This window comes from Pseudomonas sp. D3 (assembly GCF_029320995.1).
Taxonomy (GTDB): Bacteria; Pseudomonadota; Gammaproteobacteria; order Pseudomonadales; family Pseudomonadaceae; genus Aquipseudomonas; species Aquipseudomonas paraveronii.
Map to the genome: position 1 here is coordinate 947,799 of NZ_CP119772.1, position 20,813 is coordinate 968,611.

11 protein-coding genes, 2 tRNA genes and 3 rRNA genes are annotated in these 20,813 nt (G+C 58.2%); 10 read left to right on the plus strand and 6 right to left on the minus strand.

Annotation, left to right across the window (positions count from 1 at the left end):
* Positions 1–8 precede the first annotated feature (8 nt).
* The 3 genes from P3S72_RS04080 to P3S72_RS04090 form a co-directional block, all read right to left on the minus strand.
* Positions 9–668 (minus strand): TetR/AcrR family transcriptional regulator, encoded by a 660-nt coding sequence (locus tag P3S72_RS04080; protein WP_276196351.1) that lies wholly within the window; start codon positions 666–668, stop codon positions 9–11.
* An 87-nt stretch (positions 669–755) separates the two neighbouring features.
* Positions 756–2,147, minus strand: coding sequence for a nucleobase:cation symporter-2 family protein (locus P3S72_RS04085; RefSeq protein WP_276196352.1), 1,392 nt, complete (start codon positions 2,145–2,147; stop codon positions 756–758).
* Between the two features lie 88 nt (positions 2,148–2,235).
* The gene (locus P3S72_RS04090; RefSeq protein ID WP_276196353.1) at positions 2,236–3,156 is read right to left on the minus strand and encodes a LysR family transcriptional regulator; all 921 of its coding nucleotides are present in this window, start codon (positions 3,154–3,156) and stop codon (positions 2,236–2,238) included.
* Positions 3,157–3,281: 125 nt separating this feature from the next.
* On the opposite strand from P3S72_RS04090, the gene P3S72_RS04095 reads away from it, so the two are divergent.
* The 10 genes from P3S72_RS04095 (at position 3,282) to P3S72_RS04140 (ending at position 15,734) form a co-directional block, all read left to right on the plus strand.
* Entirely contained in the window at positions 3,282–4,631 is a 1,350-nt protein-coding gene (locus P3S72_RS04095; RefSeq protein WP_276196354.1) for an aspartate aminotransferase family protein, read from the plus strand.
* A 39-nt stretch (positions 4,632–4,670) separates the two neighbouring features.
* The gene (locus P3S72_RS04100; protein WP_247402094.1) at positions 4,671–6,164 is read left to right on the plus strand and encodes a CoA-acylating methylmalonate-semialdehyde dehydrogenase; all 1,494 of its coding nucleotides are present in this window, start codon (positions 4,671–4,673) and stop codon (positions 6,162–6,164) included.
* A gap of 623 nt (positions 6,165–6,787) precedes the next feature.
* Positions 6,788–8,324, plus strand: a 16S ribosomal RNA gene (locus P3S72_RS04105).
* An 82-nt stretch (positions 8,325–8,406) separates the two neighbouring features.
* A tRNA-Ile gene (locus P3S72_RS04110) sits at positions 8,407–8,483 on the plus strand.
* A gap of 27 nt (positions 8,484–8,510) precedes the next feature.
* Positions 8,511–8,586, plus strand: a tRNA-Ala gene (locus P3S72_RS04115).
* 249 nt (positions 8,587–8,835) lie between these two features.
* Positions 8,836–11,727 (plus strand): 23S ribosomal RNA (locus tag P3S72_RS04120).
* A gap of 157 nt (positions 11,728–11,884) precedes the next feature.
* Positions 11,885–12,000: ribosomal RNA gene (gene rrf, locus P3S72_RS04125) — 5S ribosomal RNA — on the plus strand.
* Together the 16S, 23S and 5S rRNA genes with 2 tRNA genes alongside form the textbook arrangement of a ribosomal RNA operon.
* A gap of 168 nt (positions 12,001–12,168) precedes the next feature.
* Complete coding sequence (locus P3S72_RS04130) at positions 12,169–12,828, plus strand: paraquat-inducible protein A (RefSeq protein ID WP_276196355.1); 660 nt, start codon at positions 12,169–12,171, stop codon at positions 12,826–12,828.
* Positions 12,815–13,438: a paraquat-inducible protein A gene (locus tag P3S72_RS04135; protein ID WP_276196356.1), complete on the plus strand. Its 624-nt coding sequence runs from the start codon at positions 12,815–12,817 to the stop codon at positions 13,436–13,438. Before P3S72_RS04130 ends, P3S72_RS04135 begins: the two co-directional genes overlap by 14 nt.
* Positions 13,431–15,734 (plus strand): MlaD family protein, encoded by a 2,304-nt coding sequence (locus P3S72_RS04140; protein WP_276196357.1) that lies wholly within the window; start codon positions 13,431–13,433, stop codon positions 15,732–15,734. The genes P3S72_RS04135 and P3S72_RS04140 overlap by 8 nt, the downstream gene beginning before the upstream one ends.
* 186 nt (positions 15,735–15,920) lie before the next feature.
* Here the strand turns inward: P3S72_RS04140 and mksF are convergent, their stop codons facing one another.
* The 3 genes from mksF to mksB are packed head-to-tail and all read right to left on the minus strand — an operon-like array spanning position 15,921 to position 20,732.
* Positions 15,921–18,761 (minus strand): Mks condensin complex protein MksF, encoded by a 2,841-nt coding sequence (mksF, locus tag P3S72_RS04145; protein ID WP_276196358.1) that lies wholly within the window; start codon positions 18,759–18,761, stop codon positions 15,921–15,923.
* Positions 18,758–19,465, minus strand: coding sequence for an Mks condensin complex protein MksE (mksE, locus tag P3S72_RS04150; protein WP_276196359.1), 708 nt, complete (start codon positions 19,463–19,465; stop codon positions 18,758–18,760). Before mksE ends, mksF begins: the two co-directional genes overlap by 4 nt.
* Complete coding sequence (gene mksB, locus P3S72_RS04155) at positions 19,455–20,732, minus strand: Mks condensin complex protein MksB (protein ID WP_247404130.1); 1,278 nt, start codon at positions 20,730–20,732, stop codon at positions 19,455–19,457. The genes mksE and mksB overlap by 11 nt, the downstream gene beginning before the upstream one ends.
* Between the last annotated feature and the right edge of the window lie 81 nt (positions 20,733–20,813).

Sequence of the window (20,813 nt, forward strand, 5' to 3'; positions counted from 1 at the left end):
GGCGTCGTCTAGAGGACAGGCTTGATGCCACAGCCTTTGAGAATGATATGGATCAGGTTGGTGCCGGCGTCTTCCATATCTTGCTTGGTCAGCTTGGTGCGCCCGGTGACGCGGCAGATCTGGGTGGCGAAGTCGGCATAGTGCTGGGTGCTGCCCCACAGCAGGAAGATCAGGTGGACGGGGTCGACGGGGTCCATCTTGCCGGCTTCGATCCAGGCCTGGAACACCGCCGCCCGGCCACTGAACCAGGCGCGGTAGTCCTGCCCGAAGTATTCGGTGAGGCATTCGCCGCCGCTGATGATCTCCATGGCGAAGATCCGCGAGGCCTGGGGCTGTCGTCGGGAAAATTCCATTTTGGTGCGGATGTAGCGGGTGAGGGCCACGGCCGGGTCGTCCTCTGCGGTCAGCGCGTTGAAGGTGCTGTCCCACAGTTCGAGGATATTGCTGAGCACCGCGATGTACAGGCCCAGCTTGTTGGTGAAGTAGTAATGCAGGTTGGCCTTGGGCAGCCCGGCGCTGGCAGCGATGGTGTTCATGCTGGTGCCCTTGTAGCCGTGACGCGCGAACTCGTCTTCGGCGGCTTGAAGAATCGCTTGCTCGTTCTTTTGTCGAATGCGGCTGGCGGGCTTCCCAGCGAGGGTGTTGTGGGCAGGAACTTCGAGGCTCATGGAGGTTTCCGTGCTGATCGATAGAGGCGACGTGTGCACAGATAACCCACCCTCAAGCCTCAGACAAGTCCTGAAGCAATAAAACCATTAAAGCGGTTCCAGCGTATCGCCTTGCAGCGCGCTGTTTGTGGCGGCGCTCGCTTTGGCTTCCGGCAGTAACAGGCACAACGCGATGGCGGTCAGCCCGCCGCTGGTGATGGCCGAGTCGAACAGGTTTTGTACCAGCGTCGGCATCAAGTGCAGCAGGTTCGGTTGGGCGGCAATGCCCAGGCCGACGCCAAACGAGGTGGCGATGATCAGCATGCTGCGTCGGTCCAGCGGCGCCTGGGCGAGAATACGCACGCCGGCGGCCGCCACGCTGCCGAACATCACCAGGGTCGCGCCGCCCAATACCGGCTTGGGGATTTGCTGCAGCACCGCGCCGATCGACGGAAACAAACCGAGGCAAAACAGCACCACGCCGATGTACAGGCCGACATAACGGCTTGCCACGCCAGTGAGTTGGATCACGCCATTGTTCTGGGCGAACGTGGTGTTGGGGAACGCGCTGAAGGTGGCGGCGATCATGCAACTCACCCCGTCGCCGAGTACGCCGCCCTTGAGTCGGCTTATATAAGAAGGGCCGCTGATGGGCTGGCGGGCAATCATGCAGTTGGCGGTAAGGTCGCCCACGGTTTCGATGCTGCTGATCAGATATATCAGCGCGATCGGTAGGAAGGCGCTCCAGTCGAAGTTGAAACCATAACGAAACGGGATCGGCAGGCTGATCAACGGCAGGTCGGGCAGGGCCTGGGGCACCAGTTTTCCGCTGAACCAGGCCGCGAGGCTGCCGAGGGCCAGGCCGATGATGATCGCCGAGAGACGTACCCAGGGTGTGTTCGAACGGTTGAGCAAGATGATCGTCAACACCACGAACAGGCCCAAGGCCAGGTTGATGGGCGCGCCGAAGTCGGGGGCATTAAAACCACCGCCGAGGTCGGTGATACCCACTTTGATCAGGCTGATGCCGATCAGGGTAATCACGATGCCGGTGACCAGCGGTGTGATTACCCGGCGCAGTTGCCCGATAAACCGGCTCAGGACGATTTGTACGGCGGCGCCGAAAAAGCACACACCGAAGATCATCGCCATGATGTCTTCCGGGCTGCCGCCGCGTTGCTTCACCAGGAAGCCCGCCGACAGTACGGCGCCGAGAAACGCAAAGCTGGTGCCTTGCAGGCAGATCATGCCGGCGCCGATGCCAAACGGCCTGCGCGCCTGGATGAACGTGCCGACACCGGAGACCATCAGCGCCATGCTGATCAGGTAGGGCAGGTGAGCAGCCAGGCCCAGGGTGGAGCCGATGATCAACGGCGGCGTGATGATGCCGACGAAGGCGGCCAATACATGTTGCAGGGCGGCCAGTAGGGCGGGCAGGGGTTTTGGGCGGTCGTTGAGGCCGTAGATCAGATCGCTGGGGCTGGACGTTTCTGGTGGCATGGCGGGCAAACTCGAGGCGGACGGTTCTAGGTCCTGGTGTCCTTGCAAAAAGCTGTCCACTTGCTCAGCTTTTTGTGCGAGGCCCGAATTAGCGGGTTGCCGCGAGGCTCTCGAGGAAACTTTCCAGCACCAAATGAGGGCGGCGCCCCTTGCGCGTGACCGATGCCAGGCTCAAATCGTAAAAACGTGTAGCCGGTTTCAGCGCGCGTAGTCGGCCTTGTTGCACCCACAGGCTGGCGTAGTGATCGGGCAGGTAGCCGATGTAGCGGCCGGTGAGGATCAGGAACGCCATGCCTTCGCGGTCCGAAGCGCTGGCGGTGCAGTTGAGTGCCTGGTAGTGGGCCTGGATATCGGCGGGCAGGCGAAAGGTCGGGGCGATCGCATCCTGGCTGTCGATCCGTATATCGTCCAACTGCTTGTCGTCGGCGTAGAACAGCGGATGGCCGACGGCGCAGTAGAGCAGCGAGCGTTCGCTGTACAGCGCCTGGTATTCCAGGCCGGACAGCGCGCTGGCCTGGGGCACCACGCCAACATGCAGGCGGCCGTCGAGTACGCCCTGTTCCACTTCATTGGGGGCGATCATGCGGATCTGAATCTGCACGTCCGGGCCGCGTTCCTTCAACTGCGCCAGGGCGTGGGTGATGCGCATATGGGGCAGGGTGACGAGGTTGTCGGTGAGGCCGATGGTCAGTTCGCCGCGCAAATGCTGGTGCAGGCCGTTGACCTCGGTGCGAAAGCTTTCCAGGGCACTCAATAGTTGCAGCGCCGACTGATAGACCTCGCGGCCTTCTTCGGTCAGGGAGAATCCGGCGCGCCCGCGCTGGCACAGGCGTAATCCAAGGCGTTGTTCCAGATCGTTCATCTGCTGGCTGATGGCCGAGCGCCCAATGCCGAGCACGCTTTCCGCCGCCGAGAAGCCGCCACACTCCACCACACTGCGAAATATGCGCAGTAGGCGAATATCGAAGTCGCTGACTTGGGCCAGCGGATCGGGTCGACGGATGCTCATAGTTTAGTGAGAGCCTGACTGAAGGTTAGAAGAGTTGGGTTTCATCGACTTTATCCTCATGGCAATTTAGCTGCAAGAACGCTTTTCAATCCCGACGCTGCCTTTTGCCTTGCGAGGTTTTGCTGATGAACATGCCCGAAAACGCCCCTTCGTCCCTGGCCAGCCAACTGAAGTTGGACGCTCACTGGATGCCGTACACCGCCAACCGTAACTTCCAGCGTGACCCGCGCCTGATCGTGGCCGCCGAAGGCAGTTGGTTGACCGATGACAAGGGCCGCAAGATCTACGATTCGTTGTCGGGCCTGTGGACGTGCGGCGCCGGGCACACCCGCAAGGAAATCCAGGAAGCGGTCGCCAAGCAACTGGGTACGTTGGACTACTCGCCGGCCTTCCAATACGGTCATCCGTTGTCGTTTCAACTGGCGGAAAAAATCACCGACCTGACCCCGGGCAACCTCAACCATGTGTTCTTCACAAACTCCGGCTCCGAGTGCGCCGATACGGCGGTGAAGATGGTGCGTGCGTACTGGCGCCTAAAAGGTCAGGCCACCAAGACCAAGATGATTGGCCGTGCCCGTGGCTATCACGGGGTGAACATCGCTGGCACCAGCCTGGGCGGTGTCAATGGCAACCGTAAGATGTTTGGTCAAGCGATGATGGACGTTGACCATCTGCCTCACACCTTGCTGGCGAGCAACGCATTCTCGCGCGGCATGCCGGAGCAGGGCGGTATTGCGTTGGCCGATGAACTGCTCAAGTTGGTCGAGTTGCATGACGCATCGAACATCGCCGCGGTGTTTGTCGAACCGATGGCCGGCTCCGCTGGCGTGCTGGTGCCGCCGCAGGGTTACCTCAAGCGCCTGCGTGAGATTTGCGACCAGCACAACATCCTGTTGGTGTTCGACGAAGTGATCACCGGTTTCGGCCGTACCGGCTCGATGTTCGGTGCCGACAGTTTCGGCGTGACCCCGGACCTGATGTGCATCGCCAAGCAAATCACCAACGGCGCGATTCCGATGGGCGCGGTGATTGCCAGCAGCGAGATCTATCAGACGTTCATGAACCAGCCGACGCCTGAGTACGCGGTGGAATTCCCTCACGGCTACACCTACTCGGCGCATCCGGTCGCTTGCGCGGCTGGGCTGGCTGCATTGGACCTGCTGCAGAAGGAAAACCTGGTGCAGAGCGTAGCCGAAGTCGCCCCGCACTTTGAGAATGCGCTGCACGGTTTGAAGGGCAGCAAGAACGTGATCGATATCCGCAATTACGGCCTGGCCGGCGCGATCCAGATTGCCCCGCGTGACGGTGATGCCATCGTGCGTCCATTCGAGGCCGGCATGGCCTTGTGGAAAGCCGGCTTCTACGTGCGTTTTGGCGGCGACACCCTGCAGTTCGGGCCGACCTTCAACAGCAAGCCGCAGGACCTGGATCGCTTGTTCGATGCGGTCGGCGAAGTGCTGAACAAGATCGACTGATTTCTCCTTCTATATAGAACAACTTTTCAGGAACCCTGCATGAGCCTTATCCAGCATTTGATCAACGGCCAGTTGGTCAGCGAGTCCGGTCGCACTGCCGATGTGTACAACCCGTCCACCGGCCAAGTGATTCACCAAGTGCCGCTGGCCAGTCGCGAAACCATCCAAAGCGCGATCGACTCGGCCAAGGCGGCGTTCCCGGCCTGGCGTAATACGCCGGCGGCCAGGCGTGCCCAGGTGATGTACCGTTTCAAGCAGTTGCTGGAGCAGAACGAAGCGCGTATCTCGCAGTTGATCAGCGAGGAGCACGGCAAGACCCTGGAAGACGCGGCAGGGGAATTGAAGCGTGGGATCGAGAACGTGGAGTACGCGTGCTCGGCGCCGGAAATTCTCAAGGGAGAGTACAGCCGCAATGTGGGGCCGAACATCGATGCCTGGTCCGATTTCCAGCCATTGGGCGTGGTGGCCGGGATTACCCCGTTCAACTTCCCGGCGATGGTGCCGTTGTGGATGTACCCGCTGGCGATCGTCTGCGGCAACTGCTTTATCCTCAAACCGTCGGAGCGTGATCCGAGTTCGACGCTGTTGATCGCGCAATTGCTGCAGGAGGCCGGCCTGCCTAAGGGCGTGCTGAGCGTGGTACATGGCGACAAAGGCGCGGTGGATGCGCTGATCGAAGCACCGGAGGTCAAGGCCTTGAGCTTTGTGGGCTCGACGCCGATTGCCGAGTACATCTACGCCGAAGCGACCAAGCGCGGCAAACGTGTGCAAGCGCTGGGCGGTGCGAAGAACCATGCGGTGCTGATGCCGGATGCGGATCTGGATAACGCGGTCAGTGCCTTGATGGGCGCGGCGTATGGTTCCTGTGGTGAGCGTTGCATGGCGATCTCGGTGGCTGTCTGCGTGGGCGATCAGGTGGCGGATGCGTTGATCGCCAAGTTGGTACCGCAGGTCAAGGCGCTGAAGATTGGGGCGGGCACGTCGTGCGGTCTGGATATGGGGCCACTGGTCACTGGCCAGGCGCGGGATAAGGTCAGTGGCTATATAGAAGACGGCGTGGCTGCGGGGGCTGAGCTGGTGGTCGATGGCCGTGGCTTGAGCGTTGCCGGGCATGAGCAGGGTTTCTTCCTTGGCGGCAGTTTGTTTGATCGCGTGACGCCGCAGATGCGTATCTATAAAGAAGAAATCTTCGGGCCGGTGCTGTGCGTGGTACGGGTCAATAGCCTGGAAGCGGCGATGCAGTTGATCAACGATCACGAATACGGCAATGGCACGTGCATCTTCACCCGTGATGGTGAAGCGGCGCGTCTGTTCTGTGACGAGATTGAAGTGGGCATGGTCGGCGTGAACGTTCCACTGCCGGTGCCGGTGGCCTACCACAGCTTTGGTGGCTGGAAGCGCTCGTTGTTTGGTGACTTGCATGCTTATGGACCGGATGGGGTGCGCTTCTATACCCGGCGCAAGGCAATTACCCAGCGCTGGCCGCAACGGGCCAGTCATGAAGCGTCACAGTTTGCCTTCCCTAGCTTGTAAGGCGTGTTGAAAGCCGGCCCTTTGGGGCCGGCTTTCGCGTTTCTGGGGCCTTTTTGACCTATATGACAGAATTGTGAAGAAAGGTGTTGACGGCAAATCCTGTACGTCTATAATTCGCCCCACTTCCGGCGCAGTCGAAACGGAAAACTCCTTGGTAAACAAAGAGTTATACGAGATTCGACAGCGGCCTGCTTCAGTTCATCGAAGCCTGGAAGGAGTTGGTAGAGCGGTGTTGTTAGGCTCTATTAACGTTTCGATCTTCTCGGTCGAAAGCGGAGAAAAAGAGGTGTTGACAGCAGCGTGTAACGCTGTAGAATTCGCCTCCCGCTAACGAGAGATCGGAAGCGCAAGTGGTTGAAGTTACAAAGGAAACTTTGAAAACTTCTGAAAATAATCACTTGACAGCAAATGAGGCTGCTGTAGAATGCGCGCCTCGGTTGAGACGAAAGATCTTAACCAACCGCTCTTTAACAACTGAATCAAGCAATTCGTGTGGGTGCTTGTGGAGTCAGACTGATAGTCAACAAGATTATCAGCATCACAAGTTACTCCGCGAGAAATCAAAGATGTAACCAACGATTGCTGAGCCAAGTTTAGGGTTTCTTAAAAACCCAAAGATGTTTGAACTGAAGAGTTTGATCATGGCTCAGATTGAACGCTGGCGGCAGGCCTAACACATGCAAGTCGAGCGGTAGAGAGAAGCTTGCTTCTCTTGAGAGCGGCGGACGGGTGAGTAATGCCTAGGAATCTGCCTGGTAGTGGGGGATAACGTTCGGAAACGGACGCTAATACCGCATACGTCCTACGGGAGAAAGCAGGGGACCTTCGGGCCTTGCGCTATCAGATGAGCCTAGGTCGGATTAGCTAGTTGGTGAGGTAATGGCTCACCAAGGCAACGATCCGTAACTGGTCTGAGAGGATGATCAGTCACACTGGAACTGAGACACGGTCCAGACTCCTACGGGAGGCAGCAGTGGGGAATATTGGACAATGGGCGAAAGCCTGATCCAGCCATGCCGCGTGTGTGAAGAAGGTCTTCGGATTGTAAAGCACTTTAAGTTGGGAGGAAGAGCAGTTACCTAATACGTGATTGTTTTGACGTTACCGACAGAATAAGCACCGGCTAACTCTGTGCCAGCAGCCGCGGTAATACAGAGGGTGCAAGCGTTAATCGGAATTACTGGGCGTAAAGCGCGCGTAGGTGGTTAGTTAAGTTGGATGTGAAATCCCCGGGCTCAACCTGGGAACTGCATTCAAAACTGACTGACTAGAGTATGGTAGAGGGTGGTGGAATTTCCTGTGTAGCGGTGAAATGCGTAGATATAGGAAGGAACACCAGTGGCGAAGGCGACCACCTGGACTGATACTGACACTGAGGTGCGAAAGCGTGGGGAGCAAACAGGATTAGATACCCTGGTAGTCCACGCCGTAAACGATGTCAACTAGCCGTTGGGAGCCTTGAGCTCTTAGTGGCGCAGCTAACGCATTAAGTTGACCGCCTGGGGAGTACGGCCGCAAGGTTAAAACTCAAATGAATTGACGGGGGCCCGCACAAGCGGTGGAGCATGTGGTTTAATTCGAAGCAACGCGAAGAACCTTACCAGGCCTTGACATCCAATGAACTTTCTAGAGATAGATTGGTGCCTTCGGGAACATTGAGACAGGTGCTGCATGGCTGTCGTCAGCTCGTGTCGTGAGATGTTGGGTTAAGTCCCGTAACGAGCGCAACCCTTGTCCTTAGTTACCAGCACGTAATGGTGGGCACTCTAAGGAGACTGCCGGTGACAAACCGGAGGAAGGTGGGGATGACGTCAAGTCATCATGGCCCTTACGGCCTGGGCTACACACGTGCTACAATGGTCGGTACAGAGGGTTGCCAAGCCGCGAGGTGGAGCTAATCCCAGAAAACCGATCGTAGTCCGGATCGCAGTCTGCAACTCGACTGCGTGAAGTCGGAATCGCTAGTAATCGCGAATCAGAATGTCGCGGTGAATACGTTCCCGGGCCTTGTACACACCGCCCGTCACACCATGGGAGTGGGTTGCACCAGAAGTAGCTAGTCTAACCTTCGGGAGGACGGTTACCACGGTGTGATTCATGACTGGGGTGAAGTCGTAACAAGGTAGCCGTAGGGGAACCTGCGGCTGGATCACCTCCTTAATCGACGACATCAGCTGCTCCATAAGTTCCCACACGAATTGCTTGATTCATTGAAGAAGACGATAAGAAGCAGCCCGAAATTGGGTCTGTAGCTCAGTTGGTTAGAGCGCACCCCTGATAAGGGTGAGGTCGGCAGTTCGAATCTGCCCAGACCCACCAATTTTGTGTGGGAACCTGTAGAAATACGGGGCCATAGCTCAGCTGGGAGAGCGCCTGCCTTGCACGCAGGAGGTCAACGGTTCGATCCCGTTTGGCTCCACCACTACTGCTTCTGAAGTTTGAGAGCTTAGAAATGAGCATTCCATCGTGATGATGGTGAATGTTGATTTCTAGTCTTTGATTAGATCGTTCTTTAAAAATTTGGGTATGTGATAGAAAGATAGACTGAACGTTACTTTCACTGGTAACGGATCAGGCTAAGGTAAAATTTGTGAGTTGCTCTTAATTGAGTATTATCGAATTTTCGGCGAATGTCGTCTTCACAGTATAACCAGATTGCTTGGGGTTATATGGTCAAGTGAAGAAGCGCATACGGTGGATGCCTTGGCAGTCAGAGGCGATGAAAGACGTGGTAGCCTGCGAAAAGCTTCGGGGAGTCGGCAAACAGACTTTGATCCGGAGATGTCTGAATGGGGGAACCCAGCCATCATAAGATGGTTACCTTACACTGAATACATAGGTGTAAGGGGCGAACCAGGGGAACTGAAACATCTAAGTACCCTGAGGAAAAGAAATCAACCGAGATTCCCTTAGTAGTGGCGAGCGAACGGGGACTAGCCCTTAAGTGGCTTTGAGATTAGCGGAACGCTCTGGAAAGTGCGGCCATAGTGGGTGATAGCCCTGTACGCGAAAATCTCTTAGTCATGAAATCGAGTAGGACGGAGCACGAGAAACTTTGTCTGAATATGGGGGGACCATCCTCCAAGGCTAAATACTACTGACTGACCGATAGTGAACTAGTACCGTGAGGGAAAGGCGAAAAGAACCCCGGAGAGGGGAGTGAAATAGATCCTGAAACCGTATGCGTACAAGCAGTGGGAGCCTACTTTGTTAGGTGACTGCGTACCTTTTGTATAATGGGTCAGCGACTTATTTTCAGTGGCGAGCTTAACCGAATAGGGGAGGCGTAGCGAAAGCGAGTCTTAATAGGGCGTCTAGTCGCTGGGAATAGACCCGAAACCGGGCGATCTATCCATGGGCAGGTTGAAGGTTGGGTAACACTAACTGGAGGACCGAACCGACTACCGTTGAAAAGTTAGCGGATGACCTGTGGATCGGAGTGAAAGGCTAATCAAGCTCGGAGATAGCTGGTTCTCCTCGAAAGCTATTTAGGTAGCGCCTCATGTATCACTGTAGGGGGTAGAGCACTGTTTCGGCTAGGGGGTCATCCCGACTTACCAAACCGATGCAAACTCCGAATACCTACAAGTGCCGAGCATGGGAGACACACGGCGGGTGCTAACGTCCGTCGTGAAAAGGGAAACAACCCAGACCGTCAGCTAAGGTCCCAAAGTTATGGTTAAGTGGGAAACGATGTGGGAAGGCTTAGACAGCTAGGAGGTTGGCTTAGAAGCAGCCACCCTTTAAAGAAAGCGTAATAGCTCACTAGTCGAGTCGGCCTGCGCGGAAGATGTAACGGGGCTCAAACCATACACCGAAGCTACGGGTATCACTTAGGTGATGCGGTAGAGGAGCGTTCTGTAAGCCTGTGAAGGTGAGTTGAGAAGCTTGCTGGAGGTATCAGAAGTGCGAATGCTGACATGAGTAACGATAATGGGTGTGAAAAACACCCACGCCGAAAGACCAAGGTTTCCTGCGCAACGTTAATCGACGCAGGGTTAGTCGGTCCCTAAGGCGAGGCTGAAAAGCGTAGTCGATGGAAAACAGGTTAATATTCCTGTACTTCTGGTTATTGCGATGGAGGGACGGAGAAGGCTAGGCCAGCTTGGCGTTGGTTGTCCAAGTTTAAGGTGGTAGGCTGGAATCTTAGGTAAATCCGGGATTCTAAGGCCGAGAGCTGATGACGAGTTAACTTTTAGTTAACGAAGTGGTTGATGCCATGCTTCCAAGAAAAGCTTCTAAGCTTCAGGTAACCAGGAACCGTACCCCAAACCGACACAGGTGGTTGGGTAGAGAATACCAAGGCGCTTGAGAGAACTCGGGTGAAGGAACTAGGCAAAATGGCACCGTAACTTCGGGAGAAGGTGCGCCGGTGAGGGTGAAGGACTTGCTCCGTAAGCTCATGCCGGTCGAAGATACCAGGCCGCTGCGACTGTTTATTAAAAACACAGCACTCTGCAAACACGAAAGTGGACGTATAGGGTGTGACGCCTGCCCGGTGCCGGAAGGTTAATTGATGGGGTTAGCTAACGCGAAGCTCTTGATCGAAGCCCCGGTAAACGGCGGCCGTAACTATAACGGTCCTAAGGTAGCGAAATTCCTTGTCGGGTAAGTTCCGACCTGCACGAATGGCGTAACGATGGCGGCGCTGTCTCCACCCGAGACTCAGTGAAATTGAAATCGCTGTGAAGATGCAGTGTATCCGCGGCTAGACGGAAAGACCCCGTGAACCTTTACTATAGCTTTGCACTGGACTTTGAATTTGCTTGTGTAGGATAGGTGGGAGGCTTTGAAGCGTGGACGCTAGTTCGCGTGGAGCCAACCTTGAAATACCACCCTGGCAACTTTGAGGTTCTAACTCAGGTCCGTTATCCGGATCGAGGACAGTGTATGGTGGGTAGTTTGACTGGGGCGGTCTCCTCCTAAAGAGTAACGGAGGAGTACGAAGGTGCGCTCAGACCGGTCGGAAATCGGTCGTAGAGTATAAAGGCAAAAGCGCGCTTGACTGCGAGACAGACACGTCGAGCAGGTACGAAAGTAGGTCTTAGTGATCCGGTGGTTCTGTATGGAAGGGCCATCGCTCAACGGATAAAAGGTACTCCGGGGATAACAGGCTGATACCGCCCAAGAGTTCATATCGACGGCGGTGTTTGGCACCTCGATGTCGGCTCATCACATCCTGGGGCTGAAGCCGGTCCCAAGGGTATGGCTGTTCGCCATTTAAAGTGGTACGCGAGCTGGGTTTAGAACGTCGTGAGACAGTTCGGTCCCTATCTGCCGTGGACGTTTGAGATTTGAGAGGGGCTGCTCCTAGTACGAGAGGACCGGAGTGGACGAACCTCTGGTGTTCCGGTTGTCACGCCAGTGGCATTGCCGGGTAGCTATGTTCGGAATAGATAACCGCTGAAAGCATCTAAGCGGGAAACTAGCCTCAAGATGAGATCTCACTGGGACCTTGAGTCCCCTGAAGGGCCGTCGAAGACTACGACGTTGATAGGTTGGGTGTGTAAGCGCTGTGAGGCGTTGAGCTAACCAATACTAATTGCCCGTGAGGCTTGACCATATAACACCCAAGCAATTTGACTACTCGAAAGAGCATCAGATTGCGGTGTGTGAAGACGAAACGAACCGAAAGTTCGAATCTCACAAAACACCGAAAGCTATCACATACCCAATTTGCTGAAGCGAGGCCAGCTGGCCACGACTCAGTACCCGAATTTCTTGACGACCATAGAGCATTGGAACCACCTGATCCCATCCCGAACTCAGCAGTGAAACGATGCATCGCCGATGGTAGTGTGGGGTTTCCCCATGTGAGAGTAGGTCATCGTCAAGATTAAATTCCAGAACCCCTGTTTGCTTACGCAGACAGGGGTTTTGTTTGTCCGCTCGAAAAGTGCGAAGAGGCTTGCGACGATCCAGCATCCGACAAATTTGCACAGTTATTTCTGAACTAGACCACTAGAATAGGCACCTAACCTTTTTTAGCGTCCGAGCCCTATCTATGCCCGATCCGGATGATGCCCCCAAGGTGTCGGATTTACCCCTGGACGACCTGGTGGCATGCCATGAGTGCGATTTATTGATGCGCAAACCTGTGCTCGCGCTCGGCGAAAAAGCCCAGTGCACGCGTTGTGGTTACGAGCTGTACGCGCACCGCCACAACGTCGTCGAACGAAGCCTCGCCTTAGTGCTGGCAGCACTGTTGCTGTACATCCCCGCGAACTTTTTGCCCATCATGCAGCTTAATCTACTCGGGCAGTCCTCAGAGGACACCGTATGGACCGGCGTAGTCGGCCTGTTCGACACCGGCATGCGCGGCGTCGCCGCCGTTGTGTTCCTATGCAGCATGGGCATTCCCCTGCTCAAGCTGCTCTGCCAATTGGCGGTGTTGCTCAGCATTCGCTGGAACATCGGCCGCAGTTACGGGCTGCTGCTGTACCGCATTTACCATCACCTGAAAGATTGGGGGATGTTGGAGGTGTACCTGATGGGCGTCCTGGTGGCGATCGTAAAACTCGCCGACATGGCCTCCATTACGATTGGCCTGGGCCTGGTCTGCTTCGTCAGCCTATTAATGGTTCAGGTTCTGCTTGAGGTGGTGATGTCGCCCCACCAGATCTGGCAATCACTGTCAGGGGAGGATGATCATGCGGGCGATTGATGCAGGCATTCTGATTTGTACCGAATGCCACGAATTGAACAAGCAAGAACCGGACACCGATGAGCAAACCTGCGCTCGTTGCGGTGCGCTGGTCCATGCCCGTCGCCCCAACAGCCTCACGCGAACCTGGGCGTTGCTGATCACCGCCGCGATTCTCTATATCCCCGCCAACTTGCTGCCGATCATGACCGTCAATTCTCTCGGCCAGGGCGACCCCAGCACCATCATGTCCGGTGTGATCCAACTGGTGCAGCACGGCATGTTCCCCATCGCTGCCGTGGTGTTCATCGCCAGCATCCTGGTGCCGACGTTCAAGCTGGTGGGCATTGGTCTGCTACTGTTCTCGGTGCAGCGTCACCAACCGCTGTCCGCGCAACAACGGATTATCATGTACCGCTTTATCGAATTCATCGGCCGCTGGTCCATGTTGGATATCTTCGTGATCGCCATCCTGGTGGCGGTTGTAAACTTTGGACGGCTTGCCAGTGTCGAGGCCAATCTCGGCGCGGCGGCGTTCGCCAGTGTGGTGATCTTGACGATGCTTGCCGCAGTAACTTTTGATCCCCGACTGATTTGGGATAACACGGAGTCGGACGACGACCATGAGTGATTTGCCTAAAGCTAAAACCCGCCCGGCCTCCAACTGGTCGGCCATTTGGGTACTGCCCCTGATCGCCCTGATCATCGGCGGCTGGTTGGGCTGGCGTGCCTACTCTCAGCAAGGTATCGAGATCCAGGTACGCTTCGAAAGCGGCGAAGGCATCCAGGTCAACAAGACCGAAGTGGTCTACAAAGGCATGCCTGTGGGCAAGGTCAAGACCCTGGCCCTGGACGACGAAGGTAACAATCGCGGGGTGATTGCCACCATCGAGATGAACAAGGATGTCGAGCCGTACCTCAAGACCAATACGCGTTTCTGGCTGGTCAAACCCAGCGTCAGCCTCGCCGGCATCACCGGCCTGGAGACGCTGGTGTCGGGTAACTACATTGCCGCCAGCCCTGGCGATGGTGAGTCCACGCGCAAATTCAAGGCGCTGTCTGAAGAGCCGCCCTTGTCCGACGCCAAGCCCGGCCTGCACTTGACCATCAAGGCCGACCGCCTTGGCTCGCTCAACCGCGGCAGCCCGGTGTTCTACAAGCAGATCCAGGTCGGCCAGGTCAAAAGCTACTTGTTGTCCGAGGACCAGAGCACCGTCGAGATCAAGGTCTACATCGAACCGACCTACGCCAGCCTGGTGCGCAAACACACGCGTTTCTGGAACGCCAGCGGCATCAGCATCGACGCGAACCTCTCCGGCTTGAAGATACGCAGCGAATCACTCTCCAGTATCGTCGCCGGCGGTATCGCCTTCGCCACCCCGGAGAATCGCAAGGACAGCCCGCCGACCGATCCGAGCCTGCCCTTCCGCCTATATGAAGACTTCGACGCCGCCGCCGCCGGCATCAAGGTCAAGGTCAAACTCAGCGACTTCGAAGGCCTGCAGGCCGGGCGTACCCCGGTGATGTACAAAGGTATCCAGGTCGGCAGCCTGAAAACCCTGAAGATCGACCCGGACCTGTCCAGTGCCAACGCCGAGCTGACCCTCGACCCATTGGCTGAAGACTACCTGGTACAGGACACCCAATTCTGGGTGGTCAAACCGTCGATTTCCCTGGCCGGTATCACTGGGCTCGAGGCGTTGGTCAAAGGTAACTACATCGCGGTTCGTCCCGGTGACAAAGGCACTGCCCCCCAACGCGAGTACGTGGCTCGGGCCAAGGCACCGCCCTTGGACCTGCGTTCTCCTGGCCTGCACATGGTGCTCTTCACTGACAACCTTGGCTCCCTGGATGTTGGCAGCCCGATCCTCTACAAACAGGTCAAGGTCGGCTCGGTGCAGAGCTACCAGTTCTCACGCAAAAACAAACAGTTGGTGATCGGTGTCCACATCGAGAAGGAATACGCCAACCTGGTCAATGGCTCGACGCGTTTCTGGAATGCCAGCGGTGTAACCTTGACCGGCGGCCTCACGGGCGGTATCCAGGTAAAAAGCGAATCCTTGGCCAGCCTGATATCTGGCGGTATCGCCTTCGAAACGCCGGAACCGAACGTGCCGCTGAGAAAGCGTATCCCACGTTTCCGCCTGTTCACCGATCGTGAAGCGGCGAATCAGAGTGGCACCCTGGTGACCATCAAAGTCGACCGCGCCGACGGCCTGCGCCCCGGCACCCCGGTGCGTTTCAAAGGCCTGGACGTCGGTAAGATCGAGAGCGTCGACCTCAGCGCCGATATGCAATCGGTGCTGCTCGGTGCGCGCATCACCCAGGTCGCGGATCGCATCGCGCGCGTCGGCAGCCAGTTCTGGGTGGTCAAGCCGGAACTGGGCTTGATGAAAACCTCGAACCTGGAAACCCTGGTCACCGGCCAATACATCGAGGTGCTGCCCGCAGTGAAAAACGCCGGGACACAAAAGAGCTTTGTCGCGCTGGACCAACCGCCCGAAGCCGTCCACCAGGAGGCCGGCCTGAGCCTGACACTCAGCGCCGCACGCCGTGGTTCGCTCAAAGAAGGCGTACCCGTCACTTACCGCGAAGTCACCGTGGGCAAAGTCACCGGCTACGAGTTGGGCCAGACCGCCGACCGCGTGTTGATCCATATCCTGATCGAACCCAAGTACGCGGCATTGGTGCGCAGCGGCAGCCGCTTCTGGAACACCAGCGGCTTTGGTCTCGACTTCGGCCTGTTCAAAGGCGCGACGGTGCGCACCGAGTCCCTGGAAACCCTGGTCGCCGGCGGCATCGCCTTTGCCACGCCCGATGGCGAACGCATGGGCAGCGCCGCACGGCCGCAGCAAACCTTCCCGCTGTTCGACAAGTTTGAAGATGAGTGGCTGACCTGGGCACCTAAGATTCCGCTGGGTAAGTAGACCGAGGCGCGGCTATCGCGGGCAAGCCCCCTCCCACCTTCGAGCGCATTCCTACAGGATAAACTCGGTCAAATGTGGGAGGGGGCTTGCCCGCGACGAGGCCCTCAAAAACACCGCCAAACCCCAGCCCACAAAAAAGGCCGCGATCCATAAGATCGCGGCCTTTTTGCATTTCAACGCAAAACGTCAGACCTCATCCAACTCCGGCTCATCCGCCTGCACATTTACCGTCGCCTTCACCGCATCATGGCGACGGATGTACTTCCAGTCCGCCTCATCGATGTAGATGCCATTCGGCCCGCTGCCGCCTTCTAGGTCGATCGCCACCTGGGCGGACACCTGCGGCTTCACACTCGCCAGGATCGGCACGAAGCCCAACTGCAGGCTGGTTTCCAGCAGCGCCGCCTGGTTCTTCTCGTCGATGTCGGCCGCTTCATCGAGGTAGTACGGCAAGCGCACACGCCCGGCCTGGTCGCGGTCCATCAAGTGCAGCAACAAATACATGTTGGTCAGCGCCTTGATGGTCATGGTGGTGCCGTTGGACGCCGCACCGTCGATGTCGGTGTGAATCACTGGCTGGCCATTCACCTTGGTGATCTCGAACGCCAGCTCGAACAAGTCCTTGAGACCCAACTGGTTATGGTTGGCCGCGACCAGGCGCGCCAGGTATTCCTTGGCCTCTTCGTTCTTGTTGTCCTGATCGGCGCTCTGGCTCAAGTCGAACACCGACAGGGTTTCGCCTTCTTCGTACTGACCGGCGCTGTGGATGATCTGGTCGATATGCTTGAGCGCTTCCTTGTTTGGCGCCAGCACGATGCGGAAACTCTGCAGGTTCGACACCTGGCGCTTGTTGATCTCGCGGTTGAACAAGGCCAGTTGGTGTTCCAGGCTGTCGTAGTCGCTGCGGATATTGCGCAAGGTCCGCGCGATGTCGGTGACCGCCGCGCGCCGCGCCTTGCCCAGGGTCAGGGCTTCGTCGGTGCGGTGCGCATACGCGTTGATCAGCAGATGCAGGCGACGCTCCACGTCGTCCTCGCTGTCGAACTTGGCCACGCCCTTGAGGCGTACCTGGGCGTACAGCGCTTCGATCTGGCCATCGGCGCGCAGCAAGCCCTGCCAACTGTCCTGATAGTCGTTGAGCAGTGGCAGCAGGTTGTCCATGGAATCGTCGACCGGGTCCATGAACGGCGTGCCGAACGGCAAGTCCGCCGGCAGCAACTGGCGACGGCGCAACGCGTCATCCAGGGTGCGTTGCTTGGCTTCCATATCGCCGATCTGGCGACCGACCAGTTGCAGCTTGGCCGACAGTTGCTGCACGCGTTCGGTGAACGCATCGCTGGAACGCTTCAATTCATCCTGGGCCGCTTCCATCTGCGCCAGCTGTTCCAGCTTCTCGCCTTCTTCGGCGCTCAGGGTCTGCGCGCGGCGGAAATCTTCCAGCGCCTTTTGCGCGTCCAGCACTTGCTGGTACAGCGCTTCGGTCTGGGTTTTGCTCGCGGCGCGGTCAGAGGCAACCGCCTGTTGCGTCTTGAGCTGCTTGAGTTCTTTTTCCAGACGCTCTTTCTGGTCGCGCAAGGCTGCGCGATCCGCCAGGGCCTGCAAGGCGGGTGGCTCGATGTGGGAGATGTCGATGGACAGCCCCGGCACTTCAAAGCGCTCACCCTTGAACCCATCGAGGATCAGTTCCAGGGATTTGACCCACTGGCCGTCCTCATCCAGCGTGATGCCATGCTCGCCCAACGGCAGGCTGAACAACGAACTGTTGAACAGACGCATCAGACGCTCGACATCCTGCTGTGAGAATTCCTCGCGCAGTTTGGCGTAGCTGTTGTTGTCGGCGTGGTCGAGCTGCTGCTTGACCGACTTCAAGCGTTTTTCCAGGTCGCGCAGGCGCTCGTCCAAGTCCTCGGCGCTGAACTGCCGCGACTGCGCCAGGGCGCCGGCGAGTTCATCGTGGGCATCCTTGGCCGCCAGCAGTTGCTGTTCCAGCACCTTGACGTCATCGACCAGCGCAAAGCGATGCTTGAGCACCGACAGCTCGCCCAGCCAACGCTGGATGCCGCTGATTTCGCGCTCCAGGCGCATCAGCTCCTGGGTGCCGCCACGCTGGTTGTTCTGCAGCGCGTCCTGCTCGTTGCGGTAGTGCTCGGCCTGGAGGGTCAGCTCTTCCTTGCGCGCACCGGCGTAGTCCGACCAGGTGCCCAGCAGCGAATCCAGCAGCGGCGACAGGCGATGCAGTTTGCCGCGCAGGATGTCGCGTTGTTTCACGCCATTGGCCAGGGCCTCGACCAGCGGGCCGGCGGCGACCAGCGAGTTGTAGTCCTGCTCCATGCGTCGCACGTCGCGGAAGGCTTCTTCACACGCGGCGATGTAATCGACACTGCCGGAACGCAGGCTGTGCTCGAACGCATCGAGGAACAATTGCTTGAGCTTGGCGGCAGTGATTTCGCGCATGTGCAGCAGGTTGATAAACAGCGCGCGGAAGGTCTTCAGGCTCTGTTCGCTGGTGGAACGCAGCGGGATCAACGTCAGGTCCAGCGGGATCGACGTGTGGCCGCCGACCAGCAAACGGCGTAGTTCATCGGGCTTGAGTTCGTAGGCTTTCAGGCCCTCGCGCTCAAGGTTGGTGAACAGCTCTTTCTGGCGCAGGCAGGTGTCGTTTTTCTGGTAGTGGGCCAGGTCCAGCTTGCCGGCGTAGGCAAAGAACTGGTGACCGAAACCACCGCCCGGGCCGCGTCCGACCACGCCGATCACGTGCGGGCCGTGGGGCAGGGAGACTTCGACGAGGATGTAGCTGGTGTCGGTGGCAAAGTAGAAGCGCCGCGATTGTTCCAGGGTGTACTTGCCGAAACTCATGTCCGACATGCGCGCCAGGATCGGGAACTGCAAGGCGTTGATCGACGCCGATTTACCCAGGTTGTTCGCGCCATACACCGACAGCGGCTCTTCCAGCGGGAACAAACCCAGGCTGTAGCCGGCGGTATTCAATAGGGCGAAGCGGCGGATGCCGTAGCGTTCCTTGCTCATGCATCGGTCTCCTGTTCTTCGGCAATGGCGCGGGCCAGGGCGTCTTCTTCGCTGTCTTCGGCAAAGTCGCTCAAGTCCAGCGGGTCATCGGTTTCCAGCAGTTTTTCGTCGCTGTCTTCGTTGATGATCACCGGCGCCGGCAATGGCAGCACGCTGTGGATGCTGGCCGCGAGGTCGCGGTCCTGCTGCACCGACAGGCACACATCGAGGAAGCGGTGCATCGGCGGCAGGAAGCGATAGATGCCGTTGTCCTCGCTGGCAAAACCCAGCTGGGTCATGCGGCGCATGATTTTTTCTTCGAGCTCTTCCTGGGTCTGCACTTCGGCCTGGATAAACAGGTCGCGGTATTTCTCCAACAGCGACGGCAGTTCATCGCGGCCGAGGCTGCCGCCGTCGAGCACGGCAATCGGGTCGCGGCCCTGGTCGGCCAGGTGCTCGACGATGATGAAGGTGAACAACGCCAGGCGTTGCGCGGTCTTGTTCACCTGCGCGCTGGCGATGGCGGAGTCCGGCACGAAGTAGTAGAAACCGCGCGTATCGCAGACCAGCTCAAAGCCCAGGGCCTTGAACAGCGTGCGGTACTGGTCCTGGAAGTTCGACAGTTGCGCGTACAGCTCCGGGTCGCGGCGGCTGACGTGGTAACCCTTGAACAGCTCGCGAAAGATCGGCGCCAGTTGGGACAGTTCGGATAGATCAAGATGCATAAGGGGTGCTCGCAGAATGCTCGGCCGCGTCTGTGCTGGCCGGGAGCAGGGCGAATGAGCGCAGGCTGACCTGATGCTCGTGTGTGTGGTAATCGCGGCGCTCCAGGCGCTCGCGCTTGAAGCGTTTTTCGCGGGACAGGCGCGAGAACCAGTACAGCAATTCGTCGGTGGCGCCGTCCGGTTCCTGTTCCAGCAGCCAGGTCATCAGGTCCGGCATCGGCAGCGCGTCTTCGCAGCGTTCGAGCATTTCCTTGACCGTGCGCGGTGCGCGCTGGGCTTCGCCGGTAGGGGCCTTGTGCGCCTTGGGGAACCGCGCGGGTTTCGGCTCGAAGTTCGCCAGGGCATACACATAGGCTTCGACCTGACTGGCACTGCCGAGGAAGGTGCTTTGCGGCCGGGTAAACATCGGCATCGCGGCCTGCGGCACCGCGTCCAGGCCTTTACGGCGAATGGCCGACAAGGCAAGCGCTGCGCCACGGGTCACGGCGTTGTGCCGACGCGCTTCTTCACGCAATGGCAGCAGCAGCTCGCGGGCGTGACGCAGGGTCAGTTGGGCGCTGGTCTGCATTTCGAGGATGCGCGCGTGGGTGCGCAACAGCATGTCGTCGTCGACCAGATGGCCAAGACGCTGCTGCTCGGTGAGCATGCGCAGCAGCACGTTTTCGACCTTGCGCACGCCTTGTTCGAAGGCGCCGTCGGCGTTTACCAGTTGGATCATCGGTTCGACGTATTCGTCCCAGGTCGCCAGCACTTCGGCGTAACGCTGACGCAACGGGATCTGTCGGTCGCTGGTCTTGGCGCGGTCGGCCACGGCGACGAGGGCCTGCTCGTCGTTGGCGAGCTTTTTCAGCACGTCGCGCACGCGCATGTCGAGCAGGCGCAGTTGACGGGCCAGGTCGTGGCCGTCACGGATGTCGAAGGCGTCCTGGATATAACCGGCCAGGCGCTCGAGGTGGCGCAGGTAGGCTTCGATTTCCAGGCACAGGCCAAGCCGGTGCTCCTTGCGAAGATAGGCCAGGAAGTCGTGGATCTGCGCGTTGAGCTCGAAACGGTTCGGGCTCTTGGCGACAGGCACCAGGATATCCAGGCGAATCCACACGTCCAGCAAGCTGGTGATGTCCTGGGGCGTGCTGTCCAGTTGTTGGGCGGCCAGTTGTGCGCGCAGCTCGCCGAGGCTCAGGGTGCCTTGGTCGAAGTGTTCGCACAGTGGCTCAAGTAAGGCCCAGTGTTCGGCGAGGGCGCGCAGGACGCGCTTGGGTTCGATCATGGGAATGGCCGGCTGGTTGGCGATTAAAAGTCGCGATTGTACTGCATCAGGCGCGGGATTTATCCACAGCCGGTCAGTGCG

Excerpts from the sequence above, each read along its gene's own strand:
- P3S72_RS04080 (WP_276196351.1), bottom strand. The coding sequence starts at position 668 with ATGAGCCTCGAAGTTCCTGCCCACAACACCCTCGCTGGGAAGCCCGCC.
- P3S72_RS04085 (WP_276196352.1), bottom strand. The coding sequence starts at position 2,147 with ATGCCACCAGAAACGTCCAGCCCCAGCGATCTGATCTACGGCCTCAAC.
- P3S72_RS04090 (WP_276196353.1), bottom strand. The coding sequence starts at position 3,156 with ATGAGCATCCGTCGACCCGATCCGCTGGCCCAAGTCAGCGACTTCGAT.
- P3S72_RS04095 (WP_276196354.1), top strand. The coding sequence starts at position 3,282 with ATGAACATGCCCGAAAACGCCCCTTCGTCCCTGGCCAGCCAACTGAAG.
- P3S72_RS04100 (WP_247402094.1), top strand. The coding sequence starts at position 4,671 with ATGAGCCTTATCCAGCATTTGATCAACGGCCAGTTGGTCAGCGAGTCC.
- P3S72_RS04130 (WP_276196355.1), top strand. The coding sequence starts at position 12,169 with ATGCCCGATCCGGATGATGCCCCCAAGGTGTCGGATTTACCCCTGGAC.
- P3S72_RS04135 (WP_276196356.1), top strand. The coding sequence starts at position 12,815 with ATGCGGGCGATTGATGCAGGCATTCTGATTTGTACCGAATGCCACGAA.
- P3S72_RS04140 (WP_276196357.1), top strand. The coding sequence starts at position 13,431 with ATGAGTGATTTGCCTAAAGCTAAAACCCGCCCGGCCTCCAACTGGTCG.
- mksF (WP_276196358.1), bottom strand. The coding sequence starts at position 18,761 with ATGAGCAAGGAACGCTACGGCATCCGCCGCTTCGCCCTATTGAATACC.
- mksE (WP_276196359.1), bottom strand. The coding sequence starts at position 19,465 with ATGCATCTTGATCTATCCGAACTGTCCCAACTGGCGCCGATCTTTCGC.
- mksB (WP_247404130.1), bottom strand. The coding sequence starts at position 20,732 with ATGATCGAACCCAAGCGCGTCCTGCGCGCCCTCGCCGAACACTGGGCC.